The organism is Pseudoalteromonas rubra, from assembly GCF_001482385.1.
Classification (GTDB): domain Bacteria; phylum Pseudomonadota; class Gammaproteobacteria; order Enterobacterales; family Alteromonadaceae; genus Pseudoalteromonas; species Pseudoalteromonas ardens.
The window spans coordinates 1,319,219-1,338,962 of the sequence record NZ_CP013611.1 but is presented as its reverse complement, the minus strand read 5'-3'; the positions used below and the strand labels follow the sequence as shown (position 1 = coordinate 1,338,962).

At 46.6% G+C, this 19,744-nt stretch carries 19 protein-coding genes; 11 read left to right on the top strand and 8 right to left on the bottom strand.

Going from position 1 to position 19,744, the window contains the following annotated elements; genetic code table 11:
- From rnc to pdxJ, 4 genes are read left to right on the top strand one after another with little or no spacing between them, the layout of a single operon-like run.
- Positions 1-678 (top strand): ribonuclease III, encoded by a 678-nt coding sequence (gene rnc / locus AT705_RS05960; RefSeq protein WP_049864277.1) that lies wholly within the window; start codon positions 1-3, stop codon positions 676-678.
- Positions 668-1,570, top strand: coding sequence for a GTPase Era (gene era / locus AT705_RS05955; RefSeq protein WP_049864276.1), 903 nt, complete (start codon positions 668-670; stop codon positions 1,568-1,570). Before rnc ends, era begins: the two co-directional genes overlap by 11 nt.
- Positions 1,571-2,278: a DNA repair protein RecO gene (recO, locus tag AT705_RS05950; protein ID WP_058795885.1), complete on the top strand. Its 708-nt coding sequence runs from the start codon at positions 1,571-1,573 to the stop codon at positions 2,276-2,278.
- A 5-nt stretch (positions 2,279-2,283) separates the two neighbouring features.
- Positions 2,284-3,015 carry a pyridoxine 5'-phosphate synthase gene (gene pdxJ, locus AT705_RS05945; protein ID WP_058795884.1) on the top strand — a complete coding sequence of 244 codons (732 nt, stop codon included), beginning with the start codon at positions 2,284-2,286 and terminating at the stop codon, positions 3,013-3,015.
- 212 nt (positions 3,016-3,227) lie between these two features.
- Here the strand turns inward: pdxJ and bcp are convergent, their stop codons facing one another.
- On the bottom strand, positions 3,228-3,698 hold the full coding sequence (gene bcp / locus AT705_RS05940; RefSeq protein WP_058795883.1) for a thioredoxin-dependent thiol peroxidase: 471 nt from the start codon (positions 3,696-3,698) through the stop codon (positions 3,228-3,230).
- A 10-nt stretch (positions 3,699-3,708) separates the two neighbouring features.
- Positions 3,709-4,242 (bottom strand): glycine cleavage system protein R, encoded by a 534-nt coding sequence (locus AT705_RS05935; protein ID WP_010382295.1) that lies wholly within the window; start codon positions 4,240-4,242, stop codon positions 3,709-3,711.
- 334 nt (positions 4,243-4,576) lie between these two features.
- Here AT705_RS05935 and bamC point away from each other — a divergent pair, with 334 nt between their 5' ends.
- Together bamC and AT705_RS05925 are read left to right on the top strand one after the other, a co-directional pair.
- Entirely contained in the window at positions 4,577-5,644 is a 1,068-nt protein-coding gene (bamC, locus tag AT705_RS05930) for an outer membrane protein assembly factor BamC (protein ID WP_058795882.1), read from the top strand.
- Between the two features lie 98 nt (positions 5,645-5,742).
- On the top strand, positions 5,743-7,113 hold the full coding sequence (locus tag AT705_RS05925) for a YjiH family protein (protein ID WP_058797911.1): 1,371 nt from the start codon (positions 5,743-5,745) through the stop codon (positions 7,111-7,113).
- Positions 7,114-7,144: 31 nt separating this feature from the next.
- Here the strand turns inward: AT705_RS05925 and AT705_RS24830 are convergent, their stop codons facing one another.
- Positions 7,145-7,321 carry a DUF2897 family protein gene (locus tag AT705_RS24830; RefSeq protein WP_010382290.1) on the bottom strand — a complete coding sequence of 59 codons (177 nt, stop codon included), beginning with the start codon at positions 7,319-7,321 and terminating at the stop codon, positions 7,145-7,147.
- 384 nt (positions 7,322-7,705) lie between these two features.
- On the opposite strand from AT705_RS24830, the gene AT705_RS05920 reads away from it, so the two are divergent.
- A complete protein-coding gene (locus AT705_RS05920; protein WP_058795881.1) occupies positions 7,706-9,067 on the top strand; it encodes an ankyrin repeat domain-containing protein in 1,362 nt (453 codons plus the stop codon).
- A gap of 53 nt (positions 9,068-9,120) precedes the next feature.
- Here AT705_RS05920 and AT705_RS05915 read toward each other — a convergent pair whose 3' ends face one another.
- Positions 9,121-9,480 carry an outer membrane protein assembly factor BamE gene (locus tag AT705_RS05915; protein WP_010382285.1) on the bottom strand — a complete coding sequence of 120 codons (360 nt, stop codon included), beginning with the start codon at positions 9,478-9,480 and terminating at the stop codon, positions 9,121-9,123.
- Positions 9,481-9,610: 130 nt separating this feature from the next.
- On the opposite strand from AT705_RS05915, the gene AT705_RS05910 reads away from it, so the two are divergent.
- Positions 9,611-9,919 (top strand): GIY-YIG nuclease family protein, encoded by a 309-nt coding sequence (locus AT705_RS05910; protein WP_049864269.1) that lies wholly within the window; start codon positions 9,611-9,613, stop codon positions 9,917-9,919.
- Here AT705_RS05910 and AT705_RS05905 read toward each other — a convergent pair.
- From AT705_RS05905 to ilvC, 4 genes are all read right to left on the bottom strand, one after another.
- Positions 9,859-10,749 (bottom strand): M20/M25/M40 family metallo-hydrolase, encoded by an 891-nt coding sequence (locus tag AT705_RS05905; RefSeq protein ID WP_058795880.1) that lies wholly within the window; start codon positions 10,747-10,749, stop codon positions 9,859-9,861. The two genes, AT705_RS05910 and AT705_RS05905, sit on opposite strands and share 61 nt — an antisense overlap.
- On the bottom strand, positions 10,730-11,935 hold the full coding sequence (locus AT705_RS05900; protein ID WP_058795879.1) for a tetratricopeptide repeat protein: 1,206 nt from the start codon (positions 11,933-11,935) through the stop codon (positions 10,730-10,732). Before AT705_RS05900 ends, AT705_RS05905 begins: the two co-directional genes overlap by 20 nt.
- Positions 11,936-12,139: 204 nt before the next feature.
- A complete protein-coding gene (locus tag AT705_RS05895) occupies positions 12,140-14,047 on the bottom strand; it encodes a methyl-accepting chemotaxis protein (RefSeq protein WP_058795878.1) in 1,908 nt (635 codons plus the stop codon).
- A 213-nt stretch (positions 14,048-14,260) separates the two neighbouring features.
- Positions 14,261-15,733, bottom strand: a complete 1,473-nt coding sequence (gene ilvC / locus AT705_RS05890) for a ketol-acid reductoisomerase (RefSeq protein ID WP_058795877.1) — start codon at positions 15,731-15,733, stop codon at positions 14,261-14,263.
- Positions 15,734-15,861: 128 nt separating this feature from the next.
- On the opposite strand from ilvC, the gene ilvY reads away from it, so the two are divergent.
- The 3 genes from ilvY to AT705_RS05875 all read left to right on the top strand — a co-directional run bounded on the left by ilvY (position 15,862) and on the right by AT705_RS05875 (position 19,660).
- Complete coding sequence (gene ilvY / locus AT705_RS05885) at positions 15,862-16,752, top strand: HTH-type transcriptional activator IlvY (RefSeq protein ID WP_058795876.1); 891 nt, start codon at positions 15,862-15,864, stop codon at positions 16,750-16,752.
- 62 nt (positions 16,753-16,814) lie between these two features.
- Positions 16,815-17,513, top strand: a complete 699-nt coding sequence (locus AT705_RS05880) for a response regulator transcription factor (protein WP_058795875.1) — start codon at positions 16,815-16,817, stop codon at positions 17,511-17,513.
- Positions 17,514-17,845: 332 nt separating this feature from the next.
- A complete protein-coding gene (locus AT705_RS05875; protein WP_058795874.1) occupies positions 17,846-19,660 on the top strand; it encodes a DUF4856 domain-containing protein in 1,815 nt (604 codons plus the stop codon).
- The last annotated feature ends 84 nt before the right edge of the window (positions 19,661-19,744 follow it).

The window sequence follows — 19,744 nt, the reverse complement described above, 5'->3', positions numbered from 1 at the left end:
ATGAAAAAAAACGTCACAGAATTATACAAGAAAATCGGTTACGAATTCACAGATCAAAGCCTGCTTGAGCAGGCTATGACACATCGTAGCCATAAGGGTCAACATAACGAACGTCTGGAATTTTTGGGCGATTCGATTTTAAGCTTTGTTATTGCAGATGCGCTGTATAAGCAGTTTCCTAAAGCGCGAGAGGGCGATCTTAGCCGGATGCGTTCAACGCTTGTACGAGGTCAGACGCTGGCAGAGTTTGGTGTTGAGTTTGGGTTGGGCGATTACCTCAGATTGGGTCCGGGTGAGTTGAAAAGCGGCGGTTATCGTCGAGAATCAACCCTGGCAGATGCAGTTGAAGCGATTATTGGCGCGGTGTTTTTAGATTCAGACATCGAGACCTGTAAGACGTTGGTATTAAAGTGGTATGACTCGCGTTTGGCGGCAATCTCTCCAGGACATAACCAGAAAGATCCGAAAACTTTGTTGCAGGAATACCTGCAAGCACGCAAGTTACCGCTACCCGGTTATACTGTAATTGACACTAAGGGACAAGCGCACAATCAAACCTTTACGGTTGAATGTATTGTGGAAGGGATGGAAAGTATTATCTCAGTAGGCAGCTCTCGTCGTAAGGCTGAACAAAAAGCCGCTGAAAAAGCACTAAAGATTTTAAAGAATGACTCCTAATACCCATTGTGGCATGGTCGCGATTGTCGGGCGACCCAACGTTGGTAAATCAACGTTATTAAACAAGCTGGTTGAACAAAAAGTCAGTATCACTTCGCGTAAACCGCAAACCACCCGACATCGCATCATGGGGATCCATACCGAGGATAACTATCAGGCGGTGTATGTTGATACTCCTGGCTTGCATAGCGAAGAAAAGCGTGCCATTAACCGCTTGATGAACCGAGCGGCGTCGAGCTCGATTGGCGACGTTGAACTCGTAATTTTCGTTGTTGAAGGCACTTTGTGGACCAAAGACGATGAAATGGTGCTGAGCAAAGTTAAAGCCAGCGGCCGACCGGTTTTGGTGGTGATCAATAAAAGCGATCAGGTTAAAGATAAAAGTGAAGCTTTGATGCCACACCTGCAGTGGTTATCTGAACAAGGTGACTTCGTGGGCATTATTCCAATTTCGGCTAAGCAAAATCGCAATGTCGATATGGTTAAAGCGGAAGTACATAAGCACCTGCCTGCATGCGAGTTTTTCTTCCCGGATGATTATGTTACGGATCGCTCAATGCGATTTTTGGCCGCTGAAATTGTGCGTGAGAAACTAATGCGCTTTATGGGTGATGAACTGCCGTATTCGGTCACGGTTGAGATTGAGCAGTTTAAATGGCTTGATAATGGCGTATGGCAGATCAACGCGCTTATTTTGGTGGAGCGTGAGTCGCAAAAGCGCATGGTGATTGGCAACAAGGGTGAGAAGCTCAAAGTCATTGGCCGTGAAGCGCGCCGTGACCTGGAAGAAATGCTGGATAACAAAGTATTCCTCGAGTGCTGGGTAAAAGTGAAGTCTGGCTGGGCAGATGATGAGAGGGCACTGCGTAGTCTTGGCTACGGGGAAGACTAATTGAACAATGACTTTCGACAGGCTTATTTGCTGCATCGCCGACCGCATAGCGACTCTCAGGTGATGCTCAATATGCTGGTCGAAGGGGTGGGCCAGCTGATGATGCTGGCCCGTATTAAAGGGCGTCAGGCGCTCAGACAGAATGCACATCTACAACCCTTCAGCCTGCTGCTGGTTCGCTACAGTGGCCGTCACGATTTAAAATACCTTAACGACATTGAGCTACATACTCAGCCTTTGGCTTTAAAAGGGCAGGTACTGTATTGTGGTTTCTACCTCAACGAACTCAGTGCACGGGTAATTCCGGTTAATGAACCACTGGAGTCGATATTCTCACTCTACCATCAGCATTTATTACAGCTTCATAGTCTCGTTGAAAGTGCAAGTAAGCACCAGTTTGAACTGACATTGCGTAGCTTTGAGTTTCAGTTACTCGAGCAACTGGGGTTCGGTGTTGAATTTGACTGTGATGCTGATGGCGAGGCTATTGTTGAGACTGCCTACTATCAATATACCCGAGAGCTGGGGTTTATCAGAACAGATGACAGGCACATCGGCTTTTTGGGTCGGGTGTTGCAACAGATTGCTCAGCATGACTTTACTGATGATCAGGTCAGGCGTCAGGCTAAGGGCTTAAGCAGATATTTACTCAGGCCATTACTTGGCCATAAACCGCTGAAAAGCAGAGAGTTATTTCAACCAAGGTAATAACAATGAAAGAGATATTATTGGGTGTAAACGTCGACCATATTGCCACATTGCGCCAGGCGAGAGGCACGAGCTATCCAGATCCGGCTCACGCTGCGGCAGTGGCTGAACATGCCGGTGCAGATGGGATCACCATCCATTTACGTGAGGATCGTCGTCATATTCAGGATAGAGATGTGTACGTGATGGCGAAGACCATTCAGACACGTATGAATCTGGAAATTGCAGTGACAGATGAAATGCTGGATATCGCCTGTGAGGTCAAGCCTGCTTATGTTTGTCTGGTGCCGGAAAAGCGTGAAGAGTTGACCACTGAGGGTGGTCTAGATGTGATAGCCAATAAAGAAAAAGTGGCTCAGGCCGTTGAGCGCCTTGCTGATGCGGGTATCAAGGTGTCTTTGTTTATTGATGCTGATCCTCAGCAAATTGATGCAGCCAAAGAGACGGGGGCGCCTTATATTGAAATTCACACTGGCGCTTATGCTGACGCTGAGTCAGACGCTGAAATGCAGGCTGAGCTGGAACGGATCCGCACCGGCGTAAAATATGCGCATGGCCTGGGCATTGTTGTTAACGCGGGTCATGGTCTGCACTATCACAATGTGAAGCCCATTGCCGAAATGCCGGAAATCTATGAGCTCAACATTGGTCATGCGATTATTGCCAGAGCAGCCATTGATGGATTAGAAAAAGCCGTCAGAGATATGAAGCGCTTGATGCTGGATGCACGCAGCTAATACCAATTTCACTTAATACCTTATTCAATATGAAGGAGCAAATAGGACGCTAACGGCGTTAAAAATTTCTTATTTAGAATAACTAAATAGCAAAATTTTTGCCTTGTTATCGACCCTATTTTCTCGCCTCAAAATGGAGCACTGAATTAAGCAAATTGGTATAATATGATGCGAAAGGATCTAAAAAGGGGCTGAATTCAGCCCCTTTTTCTTTACTGTGCTGCCAGATAGTCAATGACGACCTGGTGATGCTCTTTGGTCTTAAATTTGTTGAACACGTGTTTAACGGTGCCATCTTGCCCGATCAGGAAGCTGATGCGATGGATACCGTCGTATTCTTTGCCCATGAACTTTTTCAGTCCCCAAACGCCGAATGCATCAGCGATGGCATGATCTTCGTCTGACAATAAGTCAAAATTCAGCTCTTTTTTGGTTTCGAAATTTTTTAATTTCTTAACCGGATCTGGGCTGATCCCAACTGCAATCGTATTATACTGCGCTAGCTGAGCTTTGTGATCTCTGAGTTGTTCAGCCTGAACGGTGCAGCCTGGTGTCAGTGCCTTTGGATAGAAGTACACCAGCACCTGGTTTGACTCCAGAAGTGTGCTGAGTACGATACTGTCACCATCTTGATTTTGTAACGTAAATTGTGGGGCCTGAGCGCCTGCTTGTAGCGTATTCATAGGATGCTCCTTAACGAATGCGTCGAAAAATATAATCCAGATCTAGTGAGTTTGAGAGATGCTCGAACTGTATTTTAAATGCGTCGGCATCGACCTCAATGGGAATGTTGACTTCGATTTCACAGCGCATATGCAATGCGTCACTTTCTTCGTATGTATCAGACTTCAAAGAGCAAATACTGATGTTTTGCTCTGCAAAAAAGCGCGTCACCTTGCTTAGCGTGCCGGGGGCGTCGAGCCCTTTATATTCCAGGGTGTAACCGGCACTGAACTCGTTTTGCTGATGGCTGGCGGTGCGCTTCATCATGGTCAGTAAGCCAAGCTCCATCCCTTTTGTCGGCAGGGTATGCTCAACCCGGCTGATTGCCGCCATGTCGCCCGATAACAGCATAATGAACGTAAATTCGTTACCCAGTATCGCGATACGGCTATCGATGATGTTGCAATTACATTCACTGACCAGCATAGTCAGTTCACTGACAATCCCCGAGCGATCTTCGCCGATTGCGGTCAAAACCAGTTGTTGGTTGGTAAATGTGGTCATTTAAGAGCACCCTATACGCTGAGAATATGGTAATGCCTAACGGCAGTTTTTAGATGTATAGCCGTAAATACTAACATAATTTGGTTACTTGGGATACCGGCAGCGACAGGCTTTACGGTTTAGCTGTGCCAGATAATGGGTCGGGCTGGCTCACATCTTGTGTTTACAGGGCGAGGCAAGTAACATAGGGCAAATTTTGCAAGTTGTTTAGGCTCGCCGGACGGATATAAAAAATTGTTCCGGCAGTGAACCAAATCGGCAATCCCCACTCATATAAAGACGATATTCGTTTACCGTAAATAAATATAACAGGGTTTGCTAAGGAGTTTTATTCGTGCAGTATTGGGTTCCAAAAGCACTGACTTTAGGTGTTTTACTTGGTTTAACGGGATGTAGTGTATTTCCAAATGATGCACATGACAGCAAAAACTACCGCGTTAGTGAAGCCATTAGCGTCCCTGAAGGGCTGGAACAGCCATATCAGGATCCGCAGTATAAGATGGCCGTTGCTGTTTATGACAACGACGCGGATGGCGAAAATAAGCTGTATCGACCCCCTCAGCAAGTGCTGACGCTGGCGCAGGGCAGCTGGGCAGAGAGCAAAGATAAAGTCGCCAGAGTGTATTTTGATAAAAACGATGGCATTGACGATTTGGCAGGTTTTATCTGGCAGTCGCTGGATGGCGTTTTAGCGAACCACAATACCCAGATTGCGAAGGATGCCCGCCAGACAGGCACAGTCGAGACTGACTGGTATGCATTGATTAAAAAAGACGAAGGTTGGTTGTGGGAAGACATTGTTGAAGTATCGCGTCAGCGTTTCGCTTTTACGGTTGAACAAAAAGAACACCAGCGCACCGCTTCTTTGAGTGCTAAGCTGCTTGATTATCAAAGTGAAGAGCAGCCACTCACTGATATGCTTAAACAGCAGTTAGAAGTGCGTGCACTAAATGAAGTGATAGCAGAATTTGACTACCGCTATCGACTATTGGCAGTTGAACTACGCAAACAACAGGGTTTGTTATCTCTGGAAGGCGGGTTTGATCAGGATGGCAATGCAGCCATGCTGACGCTGGTCGACAAAAGTGCGGTGATGGATCGCCTGTCGAACTTCCTAGAGCGTGTTAACTTTACGGTTATTCGCCTCGACAGAGACAATGATCTGGTGAAAGTGCGTTATGAAGCACCTGAGCAGAGCGTCTGGGATTCTATCTGGGGCGAGGAAGCGATGGTCTTACCACTGGCGGACGGCGATTATGTCGTGAAAGTATCTACAACGGATGATGGTCAAACGGCGTTGACCTGGTTGGATAGCGAGGAGCAAGTGCTGGATGCACCGACTATGGAGCTGTTGTTACAATCTCTGTTAGAGGTGTTACGCAGTCGAGGTCTGCAACTATAATATTTTATATAAATCAAAATATTAAAATAAAAACAATGAGTTGAAGTAATACGAAAAAGAGCCTTATGCTCTTTTTCTTTTTAGTGGGTAATCATATGATGTCAGAATCTACGGGTTCAGCGTCGCCAAACTGGCGCACGCTATTTGCGTTTATCGTGCCTTCCCTGATTGGGGTGTTTTTATTTATGACACCTGTTGCAATAGGCGAAGCCATGACCATTCCTATTGCTGTGATGGCGAAGACTCTGCAAGGCTGGATAGCCCCCTTTGCACAGGCCATGATAGTGACCATAGTATGCATCACCGGGGTAATGAGTGCTTTTGTTGCTCTCGTCAAACCCAGGCAATTGCTAAAGAATCACTTGTTCCGGCACTTATTTGCTGTCAGTCCAATTTGGTTAGTAACCCGACTGGCGGGTATGCTGTTCATTCTAATGACCTATTTCAAAGTGGGCCCTGAAGCCATTTACTCGTCAGGTACCGGTACACTGGTTCTGCATGAGCTTTTGCCTGTGTTGTTCTCTGTGTTTGTGTTAGCGGGTCTTTTGCTGCCTTTGTTACTGAACTTTGGTTTACTGGAACTGGTTGGTACTTTACTGACGAAAGTGATGCGGCCTTTGTTTGGGGTACCCGGACGCAGTGCGGTGAATTGTGTGGCCTCCTGGCTTGGTGACGGCAGCGTGGGTATTTTGATGACCTCTCGTCAGTATGAAGACAAGCACTATACGCAAAGAGAGGCTGCCATCATTGGCACGACTTTCTCTGCAGTGTCTATTACCTTCTGCCTGGTGGTCATTGGTCAGGTTAAACTGGAGCATTTATTTGCCCCCTTTTATCTGACTGTATGTGCCGCTGGTATTACCGCCGCGATTATTGTTCCCCGCTTACCACCATTGCGATGGAAAAAAGACTGTTATGTTGATGGCAGTGATGCAAACCCGGGTGCAGAGCTGGTACCTGAGGGTAAAACTTTGTTTGGTCATGCGCTGGACGTGGCACTGACAAAAGCAGAAAAAGCCCCTGGGGTAAAAGGGACGCTAAAAGAAGGCGTGCATAATGCACTGGATATGGTGTTTGCTGTTTTGCCTGTGGTGATGGCGGTTGGTACGTTCGCATTGATCATCGCTGAGCACACACCTGTTTTTCAGATCCTGGGTAAACCGTTTATCCCTTACCTTGAGTTGCTTCAGGTACCAGAAGCTGCCAAAGCTGCTGAAACCATAGTCGTTGGCTTTGCCGACATGTTCATTCCGTCTATTTTGGCTGCATCAAACATAGAAAGTGACGTGACACGCTTTATTGTTGCGGCACTGAGTGTTACTCAGTTGATCTATATGTCTGAAGTCGGCGCGTTGCTGCTGGGCAGTAAGATCCCGGTTAATCTGTTTGAGCTATTCTGCATCTTTATTTTGCGTACGTTGGTGACATTACCGGTGATTGCGCTGATGGCGCACTGGCTGGTAGGTTAAGCAATGGAAGTAGGGCTGGCGCAGAGCGGCCCTACTTATCTTCCTTTTCCTCGGGCTTGGTCTCTGGCTCTGGTTTGGTTTGCTTATCGAGCTTGCCTTTCACATCAAAGCGGGTCATATATTTCAATAACATAATATTACTGATGATGAACCCAAGGACCATGACAATGATCAGTATCACGTGCCAGGTTGGTAAGGTATTTTCCATCTTGACTTGCTCCCTATCACAGGGCCTTCATTGGATGTTCACCTCCATTGTATATCTTAAGCGCACAATACCTCAAGCACAGACCTAAGTTACTTACAAAACACCGCCACTACTCATCGCGTCGGTGCATCAAATAATCAGGTATTTTCCATTATAACAATGTGGTAGTGAGCTATTTCGATGCGCTAGAAAGTTCGTACGGCATTTAGTACAGGAGTGCATAGGGCAGCATGTAATCATATAAGGTACATATTGAATGTTTGGATGTCCTTATATTAGGGAAGTTGGCGAAATTCTTGAGATCAGCAGCAGCTTTTTTAAGATGCAATTGGTATCATTCCGCTAACAGCACTGCGACAATATTGATGGCAATAAGCGTGTGATATGACTAATAAGGTGGTTAATTCTTTAATGGAGCATGTTTTAATTTGGCCGGCTCAGTTTCCTTTGCTACTCAAAGGCCTGGTTGAAAATAATGGGGCGTTTATTCTGGATGCACTCGAGGCCTGGCCTGAGTGTGAAACACTGACAGACCAACAAGGCGTACGCTCATCGGTTTTACCTCCGTTGATGTATATCTTGTGGCTTAAACCATTAGAGCCATTCGAGTCTTGTCATTATCAGCATATTGATGACTACGACGAAGCGCACCAGACTTATTGTGATGACTTATTGGCACATATTGCCGATGCAGGCGTTAGCCAGGATGAGTTGATTGCCAAATTGCTGGGCGTGTTTGCTCAGTATGCGGACATTAAGGCGCAGCTTGCTTATCATACTGAAGTATCGCCTGCGACACTGCTGCTAAATAAAACTTACACCCGTGCTTTGTTGCTACTTCTGCACCATGGTTTAACGCTAACAGCACAAGAAGCCTGCGAGCTATGGCGTATTGCTGATGAAGCAATGCGACAGCAGCTCAGTGATATGCTTAACTCGGTGTTGCAAGACACCGTAGCGACCTTACAGTTAGCTGTTGAGTGCCTGCAAAACGATGAAGCCTATGTTGAACTGTTGCAACATCTGTGTGATGGTGACGAAGTCGAACGCTTGCTGGATCAGGCACTGCTGGCTCATGTGGTGTCTAAACAGGCAAAGCAATCTATAGCCCTCAAACTCATAGAAAAAGGGGCCAGCGGACAAAGCAAAGATCAGTCCGGTAAATCGGCCATGATGTGGCTCGTAGAGCAGGGCTTCGTGAGCGCTGCCGAGGCGCTCAAAGAGCAGTATTGTCCTCAATCCCTGGATGATCTAGGTCGCAATCTGATGCACTATGCGGTGCTCTCTAATTCAACCGCCATGCTTGAATTGGTTGAGTCTATGGGGGTCGACCCGAGACTGGCAGATGTCACGGGTATGACACCATATCGTCTGGCAAATCAGGCGCAAGCGGTCGCCGCAAAGAAGTTTCTCGAAGCTCGGGACATCATAGAGCTATCTTTTGCAGCTAAATACGAGAAAGTAGCACGGGTTTACAGCTTGTATGCGTTGGTGGCAATTCTGATGCCGGTGCAGTTGAATTTCTTTTTTAATGAGTCACACGGTGACAAGCTGTCAGCGACCATCATGATATCGAGTCTGACACTGCTGTTTTTCGCGCTAGCTCGTTGGCAAAAGCGCAGCCCACTTTACCCTCAGGATGCATCACCCTGGAGTCTGATCGGTGTGAATGTGTTGGCCTGGCTGAGTATGTCACTGCAATTTTTATTTAGTGTTGTGGTGTTGATTGCGGTGATGGGCAGCTAAAAGCAGAGCACAAGCTCTGCTTTTAATGGGGAGAGAGTGGCGAGTGAATCAAATCACTCTGTAAGCGGCGTATTGAAATCCGCCGGTTTATCAAAATCCCCTGAAATATCATTCAATGCATCACCGTTGAAATAAACCACCAGCTCTTTGCGTTGCTCTGAGTCTCGACCCAGGTTGAAGACATAAGAGTAATGCCAGATTTCGCTGTTAAACGCGTCTTTAGCCACTGGCGTGCCCAATACATATAAAACTTGCTCTTTTGTCATAGCAATTCTGAGCTTATCGACATCGGATTGCTCCAGGAAGTTACCCTGAGGCACGTTTATCCGGTATACCCAGCTGGAACAGGCAGACAGCAATGTCGTCGCAAGAATAATACTAAGCCAAACAAAAAGGCGCTTTTTTAACTGCATGTATGTGTATCCTTATTTTTGGTTGTATGAATGATACAGAATGGATAAAGAAGGTAAAGTAGAATTATTGGTAAGTTTCGACTGTTCACCGTTAAAATAGTTCCATTAACTTTATTGAGTTGTCAAAGCCATGAGTAAACCCCAGCAGCCCTGGTATCTGTACATAATTGAAAATCGGTTTGGCCACTGGTATACCGGGATCACCAACGATGTCTCTCGGCGTTTTGCCGAGCATGATGCAGGCAAAGGTGCTAAGAATTTGCGTGGCAAAGGTCCGCTTAAGCTTGTCTACAGTCTGGCGGTTGAAGACAAGCGCACTGCCGCCCGGCTTGAGTGGCGGTTTAAGCGGCTGTCTAAGTCACGCAAGGTTGCGCTCGTTCAGGGCGCGGCTGACACCGATAACGCTGATATAAAAGCACTGATATGTTCCGACACCTGATTGAGTTTAGGTAAATTTACTTTATCAAACTGGTCTTTTGGGGTGTGGTGATTGGGGTCAATGCCCACACCAAAATACGCGAAAGGTATTCCGACTTTATGAAAGGCATAGTGGTCGCTGGCTCGGAGCCAGTCTACCCGGGGGGTATCTAAACGACGTGCCATACTGGTCGCAGATGTATAGACCAAAGCACGGATCTGGCTGTCAAATGCAGGCCCAATGGCATCGATAAACTCACTTGCCTGTTTTGAGGCAAGGACATACAAACGATTTTTTCCGCTCACAGCGAGCATATCCAGATTGATATTCAGGGCAACCTGGCTGGGAGTCAGCGTGGCTGCGAAAAAATGTGCTCCGTAGAGGCCTTTTTCTTCGGCATCGGTGGCTACAAATGTGATTTCCCGGTGCCTAAGCTGTGAGGCCAGGCGCTGCGCAATGTCCAGCATTACCACCACGCCAGAGGCATTGTCATTGGCGCCGGGATAATAACGAGAGCCCCTGCTGCCTAAATGATCGTAATGGGCACTGATCACTAATGCTTTGTGACACACAAGCGCGTTGCAGGGCAGGGTGGCAACCACATTGTGACCGTGTCCTAGTTTACCGAGCCCCTGACGAAAGCGAAAAGACTGATAATAGGTATCTAACCCCGCCTCCGCGAAGCGTGTGTGAATATAGCGGGCACTTTCACTGATGGCGATGCTGCCCGAATCCCGACCCGCGTGTTCCGGGCTGGTCAGTACCTTTAGGTCTGTTTCCAGCTGCGTATTTGCATGCGCTGTAGCGGTAATACAACAAAGCCATAGGGCACTAATTTTTAGCTGTTGCACTGAGCCACTCCAGCTTGTTCTGATACCGTTTCTTGTCATGGTTGAAACTGGCGTGGTTCAAAGCCCGATTTAGAAATGTTCTGCTCAGCTCAAGCTCACCCTGTACATAGTAGACTTTTGCCAGGCCAAAATAGCCCTCGTGGATAGACGCCGACAATTTGTTTGCGGCGCGATAATGCTTTAGTGCCTGATCGTAGTTTTCAGCGGCAAAGGCTTCATCACCGAGTGCGATTAGATAATAGGGGTTATCTTTACGCAGGGCATGTAGCTGTGTTCTGATCTCTTGCGCTTTGTGTGGTCTGTCAGTCAGTTCGTATAGCAGTGCTAAATTACCCAGCGCAGTTTTGTTTTCGTCATTGATGAGCAGTGCTTGTTGATACAGAGACTCGGCTTGTGCGTTGTGGTCATTAATGCGATAGAGCACGGCCAAATTCCCCCAGGCTGCGGAGTAGAGTGGATCTATGTCTATGGCAGCACGGAAGTAGCTGTATGCCTGATCCATCTCTTTATTGATCATGTGCATAGCGCCTCTGTTGCTATAGAACATAGCGGTGATGCGCTCTTTACTGATTTTAGATGTAGTGAATTTTTGTTGTCGGCTGTTGGGGTCAAAGTCAATCACAACACGCGCCGGGCGCGTATATAACACCTCGCGATTATCGCTGTTTTTTCGGGCGCCGGAATTGGTCTGGGTCACCACCAAATTGACGTGCCCGGTCAACAGGCTGTAGCCTTTGGTTTGTGCCCAGTACTCAGGAATATGCACGCGCTGAAACTGGCCCTTAAACCCCAGGTAATCAGACAAGCTATAAGCCAGGATCGACAGTGACAGGCAGTTGGCGTTGAGATTGTAAAAGGCATCTGAGGCACTGAGGTTGGCACCGCGCATATATGCGAGGCTTGAATCGCCATTTTCGACTAAAAACTGCAGTAACTGCTCTGCCACTTTGATATTAGAGCCATTGTTGCGATCCAGGTATCGGTCTAACGTGGCCCGAATATTGGTGTCTAATGCAAAGATACTGCTTTGTGTTTCTACTTCATATTGTCGGAAGGGGGCATTATCGAGCAGTAGCATGTTGATTTCTGGCTCGACCTTAGTTGTTTCACATCCACTGAGTAACAAAGTTGAGGCGGCCAACAAAGGGCAGAGATAGCGACGGGCAAACCGAGTATACGACAACATAAAGACGTTCCTAAATTCTACAGCTTACTTTCAGTGTAGCTATTTTGGCCGTTTAAGGAAGCAAAAATTGTTACAATCCGTTGCAGTAAATGCACGTTTTATCGGAGAAATGCGCTTTTGGGAAAGGTTTCGAAAGAAACGAAAAAGCAGGATTTTTTGGCAAAAGTAAGCGGCCACATACCGGTGACCGCTTGATAGCTAATGCTAGAAGCTGGCAACCAGTTTATCGAGTGCTTTGGCCGAATTAGCCAGCTGCTGGATTGCCTGCTCAGTGTCGAGTTGCTCACTCATTACAGCGTCGCTGATCACACTGATCTGCTCAATGCTGCGTCCTACATCTGCGACCACGTTACTCTGTTGCTCGGTGGCTGTCGCGATTAAAGTGGTCATATCGTTGATCTGATCGGCTGTTTCACTAATGGTGTTCATCAACTCTACAGACGTTTGCATGTTGTTGACGCTTTGCTGCGCCTGATCAGAGGATTGTGCGATTTGTGTCACAATAGAGTCCGATGCTGCGGTCAGCTCCTGGATTGTCGCCTGAATTTCGTCTGTTGACTGAGAAGTTCTGCTTGCCAGTGCCCTGACTTCGTCTGCAACAACAGCAAACCCACGACCGTGTTCACCAGCTCTGGCAGACTCTATCGCTGCGTTGAGTGCGAGCAGGTTGGTTTGCTCCGAAATCCCTCTGATAACATCTAAAATACTGGCGATGGATTGCGTTTTACTCGCCAACGTTGCGACCTGATCTGCCATTTGTTGTATATCCAGCGCTAACTGATGCAAGGTAGACTGACTTTGTTGCACACAGCTGTGGCTGTGTTTGGTGTGCTCACGGCTCTCATCGGTGAGCTTGGCAGTATTGTTGGCACTGCCTGCTATTTCCTGCACCGTTGCGGCCATCTGGTTTATCGCCGCTGCAACAGAGAGTGTTTGAGATTTTTGCTCATCCAATGACGATGAGTTTTTCTTTGCCTGGGTAAAAACATGCTCACTGGCAATGCGTATATCGCTGCTTTCTTTTGCAACGTTACAGATCGCGGCTTCAATTTTTTCAATGAACTGGTTAAACCCCTGACCAAGAGCCTGTAGTTCAGGCTGCTCCGCGTTAGGCACCCGGTAATTCAGCTTGGCATCACCGCTACCAAGCTGACGGAACACGTCAGCCATTTTTAGTAACGGTGCACTGAGGTTGCGTGCCATCAGCATACTCGCAATACAGACCACAACCACGACGACCAGTGACCAGATCACAATTTGCCACTGTAAAGAAGAGACTTGTGCAAATACTTCTGATTTAGGCACTTGTGCAATTACAAGTAGATCGGTACCTGCTATTGGGCTGGCAGCAACCAAAGACGGCGTGCCATTGGCTTCCAGGTCAAGTACAACAAAGTCGCGACTATTGCGCAATTGGCCTGCAGCTTGTGCACCATACAAGTCGGCTAACTTGGTTTTGGCTACTTTACTCGCATCAGGGTGAAGCTGCACAACGCCCTGTGATTTTTCTACGACAAAGACAAACCCACTTTGCTCAATGGTCATATTAGCCAGCATGGTTTGCATGGCATCGATACTTTTGGCAAGGCCAGCCAGACCAATACCATTGGTTTGCTGATGGTTAACGAACATTTTCACATCACCAGGTGCTTCCTGGTAAATGCTGATGGAGTACTCCTCAGCACTTTGCGTGAAATGGAAAAACCAACCGTCTTGTTGCTGGTTCAGGACACGCAAAAAGCCGTTCTGATTCCAGTACTGCTGTGTTTCTCTGTTTGCCCAGGAGGCGGTAACCAGCGCGTATTGATTTTGCACTCGCGCCAATTCAGTAAGCAAAACTTGCTCATCTAAATTACCTTTGTTGACCGCATCGAGTAAAAATTGGTTGCTTGAAAGTTGTTTTGCCGCACTCTTGAGCTGGTCAATTTGTTGGCTAATCGACTTGTTGATGCTCTCAACCTTGCTGGGTAATTCAGAGCCCAGCATGCGCGTCTCGATCATAGACTTAGCCTGATAGGTTGAAATAAAGCCGATCAGACAAGCGACAACAACCGCGATTAGACTGCCCAGCAGAGTAATACGTTGTGTAATTGTTAAACCAGTGTTATGCATTTAAAGTTACTACTTCTAGATCCCGTGGCTTATAATTTTAGCATGGACAATAATTAACACCTATAGGTATAAAGTTACTGTCATAATACTGTCATATTTTATAAGGTAAAAAAGCCCGCTGCATAGCAGGCGGGCCTTGGTTTCTAACAAGCGAACTAAAATGGCAAAGTACAAAACACTTAAAAGGCTGTTGTACTCTTATTTTTCAAGTGGTTAGACTATCTTCTTCATGGCGGACATGTAGCCTCGCAAGGTATTACCAACCACTTCAACTGGATGATTACGGATTGCCGAATTGACCTGGATCAGCGTCTGGTTATCCACTTCATTGCTATCTTCAGGTAAACCTTTACCAATGACATCTGTACCGATTTTCTCCATAAACGGTTTAAGCAATGGTAAACAGGCGTGGTTGTATAAATAACAGCCGTATTCCGCTGTGTCTGAGATTGTCCGGTTCATTTCGAACAGCTTTTTACGGGCAATTGTATTGGCGATTAACGGCGTCTCATGCAAGGACTCGTAATAGGCAGATTCTTCTATGATGCCCGCAGCGGTCATCGTTTCAAACGCCAGCTCCACACCCGCCTTAACCATAGCGACCATCAAAATACCGTTGTCAAAAAAGGCTTGTTCGGTAATTTCTTGTTCACAGTTCGGTTGTTTTTCGAACGCAGTTTCAGCGGTTTCAGCGCGCCAGCTAAGTAACTTGGCATCGTCTTCATGCCAGTCAGCCATCATGCCTTGAGAAAACTCACCACTGATGATGTCGTCCATATGTTTGTTGTAAAGAGGTCGCATGAGTGTTTTAAGCTCTTCACTTAAATCAAACGCCTTGATTTTGGCTGGGTTAGACAGGCGGTCCATCATATTGGTGATACCACCGTGTTTAAGTGCTTCTGTGATCACTTCCCAACCGTACTGGATAAGTTTTGAGGCATAACCTGCTTCAATACCTTGCTCGACCATTTTATCAAAACATAACAAAGACCCGGTTTGCAGCATACCGCATAATATGGTCTGTTCGCCCATCAAATCAGACTTCACTTCGGCGATGAAGGATGAGTGAAGCACACCGGCTTTGTGTCCACCTGTACCGGCTGCATAGGCCTTAGCCTGAGCCAGACCATGACCTTGTGGGTCATTTTCCGGGTGCACTGCAATTAAGGTCGGTACGCCAAAGCCACGTTTGTATTCTTCCCGAACCTCGGTGCCAGGACACTTAGGTGCCACCATGATAACGGTAAGGTCCTCACGCACCTGCATCCCTTCTTCAACGATATTAAAGCCATGGGAGTAGGCGAGGGTAGCCCCGTGTTTCATCAGTGGCATCACCGCTTCAACAACCGCAGAGTGTTGTTTGTCGGGGGTCAGGTTAAGAACCAGATCAGCTTGTGGGATTAAGGTTTCGTAGTTACCCACTTCAAAGCCATTTTCGCTGGCATTTTTAAAAGACTGACGCTTTTCATCAATGGCAGACTGTCGCAGCGCATAGCTGACATCTAACCCTGAATCGCGTAAGTTCAGACCCTGGTTCAGGCCCTGAGCGCCACACCCAATGATAACCAGCTTTTTACCAAGCAGGACGTTAACGCCGTCCTCAAATTCTTTGGGGTCCATGAAATGGCACTGTGCCAGTTGGGCTAGTTGCTCACGTAGTGGCAGTGAATTGAAATAGTTCGCCATGATTTGTCCTGTCTGAATGTTCTAACATTATGAGTTAAGTTCTAGACTAGTAATAAGTTTAAGTTGCGTAAAATGATATATTTAAACTATTGTATTTCACATTGTGAAACACACTAAGTGATAACAAGATGGACCATAAACAATTAAAGTACTTTCTGGCGCTGGCGGATACGTTACATTTTTCCCGCGCCAGCGAGCGCTGCTACATAAGCCCCCCGACGCTGAGCCGGCAGATAAAACAGCTGGAGGAAGAAGTTGGTGCGCCGCTATTTATCCGGGACAATCGCAGTGTCGCTTTGACATCACAAGGGCAGGCTTTTATTCAATATGCACAGGCGACGCTGGCAAGTTGGCGGCAGTTTAAAAGTGAATGTCTGGATGAAGACAAGCCGCTTAGTGGTGAACTGAGTCTGTTTTGCTCTGTGACAGCTTCTTACAGTTTTATTTACGATTTATTTGCGCGTTACCGACAGGATTTCCCTCAGGTCGAACTCAATTTGTTGACTGGTGATCCGGCAAACTCTATCTCCCAGGTACAGGGAGAGGTGGTTGACGTTGCCGTTGCCGTTCGGCCTCGTAACCTGCCTCAGGGATTGGAGTACCTCAGTATTGGTCGCTCGCGGCTGTTGTTTATAGCGCCAACGATGAAATGCCCCTTGAGTGAGCTGCTGGAGCAGCACCGTGGTGATTTGCCCTGGCAGCAATTACCTTTCATTGTGCCCGAGCATGGCGTATTGAAGGAGCGCCTTGATGTGTTTTTCAAGAAAAAAGCACTGCAGCCAAAGATCTATGCACATGTCTCCGGTCATGAAGCCATGGTTGCCTTGACCAGCCTGGGTTTTGGCATAGCTTATGTACCAGAAGTCGTATTGGAGCAGAGCCCGTTCAGAAACCAGGTGCAAACGTTGGGATTGCAAAGTGAAGAGATTGAAATTGGCCTGGTATGTAAAAAGAAACGCCTGCAGGACCCTGTTGTGAGTGCCTTATTTCGGGTTGCAGCGCGATTGTTTGCTGCGTAAAGCGGTTGTTCAGCTAGGGTCACTAGACTAGCCAGCATAGTTAGTTTGAACGAGGCTTTTTCGTGTCAACGGTATTAATTGCACAAGATGAAAAAGGACACAGCATCGCACCTTTTGAGGCATTGCAGCAGCACGGCTATGTCATGCGGTTTATGAATATTCATGAGGCAACCCGAAAAGGGTGTCCGGCTCAACAGATAGACAGCATTGTGATTGGTCAGGCCCTGGCGACCAGTGCGCAGTACGATACTATCAACACACTCAAATCCCACTTCAATGCGCCCCTGATGGTATCGCTTGATGAGGACAACGAAGACTTGCAGAGCCTGATGCTGGAACTGGGGGCGGATGACGTTATCCCTTGTATCGCGAAACCTCGGTTATGGCGTGCCCGGCTAGATGCTTTGGTACGTAGACATCCGGCCACATCGGTCATTCATTCTGAAACGCCAAATGAGCTTCATTTTGGTCAGCTTTACCTGAATTTGCATGAGCGCAGTGTTTCACTGAAAAAGCAACCGGTTAGCTTGACCAGTCATGAGTTTGAGCTGCTCTGGCTGCTGGCTTCTCGCGCTCCTGATGTTGTTAGTCGCGAAGACATATATAAAAAAGTGGTTGGACAGCATTACCAGGCGAATAGTCGAACCGTAGATGTGCGTGTATCCTGTTTGCGCAGAAAGCTGGGGGATAATGCTGTCGGCGCAGAAAAAATCAAAACGGTTTGGCGCAAAGGTTATTTGTTTGTAAAAGATGCCTGGTGATCTTAACGCTTAGCTCATAATTTGGTGAAATTCCCACATTGGATAGTTCCAATTATTCGAACTATCCATTCGCTCTCGTTTGTACATCCCTTCTTTTCTCTCTTCTGTTTTAGTGACATTTTAGATTTATAGTCTATATAAATCAATTGTATAGGCCTGTATTGCATTTGCATAAACGGCCCCAGCTTGTTTTACATGCAGAGTGAAATTGCGCATTCCTTGATCTAAATCGTGTATTTAGCAACGTAAATAGAATTGATTGCTATTTAAAGCAGTGTATACTTAACGCGACTAAGATTAATTTTTAACATTGCTTTATTAAGGAATGCTCAATGATTTTCAAAAAATCTCTGCTTGCTACTTCTATTTTAGTTGCCACTTTAGGTTTGACCGCATGCGGTGGTTCAAGCTCAAATGACAACAATATCAATAATGGTCAGACACCTGAACAATCGACAAATGCAGCGCCAACCGCTGTTACTCTGACAGGTAAGGATGCAGACGCAACAGAAGTCACGGTGACTGAAAACATGGTTGCGGTAGAGATTGGTACACTGGTTGTAACTGACAGCGATAATGACAGCCACACTTTTGATGTGTCTGATGCGCGTTTTGAAGTTGTTGAAGGCGTTTTAAGATTAAAAGCCGGTGAACACCTGAACTATGAACTAGAGCAGGAAGTTACTGTGACTGTTACCGTTAATGACGGTGATAATACTGAAGATTTTCAGGTTAAATTTAAAGTACTGGACGAAATGGACTATGACTTCATCAGCCGCTTTGCAGAAGGTGAATCCAGTGTTGCTTACTCAGGCCAGATTGCGCGTCACGTGTTAATCAAAGAATTATTCAATTACATCAAAAGTGAGCAGTTTGTCACTGATTCAAAACAAGGCAAAGATGCCATTTTGACAGAGTTGGATAAATTTTATGCCGTTTCTAAAGAAGATTATGAAAGTATCTGGGGAGAGCGTGATCTTACCGTTGTGACAGATCCGGCTGCACAGACTAAATTGACAGATATTTCGTCATCTCATAAAGATCTGAACGGCAAAGTGGCAGGCAATGATGCCAAAGGTCAGCACAAAGACTGGAAAGAAGATGGCAGCTTTGCAGGCTGGACAGCGATTGCCGCAGATGGTGAGACACCCATTCCTGAGTTAGTTGTAAGACAGTTGTTTGCTCAGTTGGCGGAACGTGCTCAGTCTGAAGCTCCATCAGATTCAACTGGTCGAGAAATCGAGACTATTTACGTCACTGAAACCGGTGTCGATCTGAATCAGATGATCCAAAAGTTCTTGTATGGCGCATTGGCTTTCTCTCAGTCAGCAGATGATTATCTGGACTATAATACAGAAGGGAAAGGCTTGCTGACTGACAATACAGAAGCTGTTGAGGGCAAGACTTACACCAATCTTGAGCACCAATGGGACGAAGGTTTTGGCTACTTCGGCGCGGCGCGTAATTACATGAACTACTCGGATGACGAGATTGCCGGTAAGGGCGGACGTGATGGCTTTAGTGCTGGGTACAACGATGCCAATGCTGACGGTAAAATTGACTTTAACTCAGAGTATAACTTCGGTAACTCGACTAACGCAGCTAAGCGTGACCGCGGTACTGTAGATAACGCAAAACCAACGGACCTGACGAAAGAAGCGTTTGAAGCATTTTACAATGGTCGTAAGTTGATTAATTCAACTGAAGGTGCATTGAGCGAAACGCAAATGGAAACGCTGCAAGGTCACGCGAAAGATGCGTTACTTGCGTGGGAGAAAGCGATTGCTGCTACTGTTGTTCACTATATCAACGACACTCAAAAAGACCTGGACCGTCTAGCGTCAGAGCTGGCAGGAACACATGCAGATGATTATGACGGTGAACAATACGAGCCTTCAGATTTTGCGACGTTAGCTAAGCACTGGTCTGAAATGAAAGGCTTTGCACTGAATTTCCAGTTTAATCGACATTCACCTTTCTACACTGAAAGCAATATCGGTAAATTCGAGGAAATGCATGACTTCATGGGCACACAGCCTGCTATAACAGCTGATGCTATTCCGACTTATAAGGAAGAATTGCAAAAAGCACGTGACATCCTTCAGGAAGTATACGGCTTTGATGCAGAGAATGTTGCTAACTGGTAAGTTATAAATCATTCTTTGAACTGTCAAAAGGTTAGCAGGTTTTGCTAGCCTTTTGTGTATCTAGACTATTCATTTGAGGCAGAC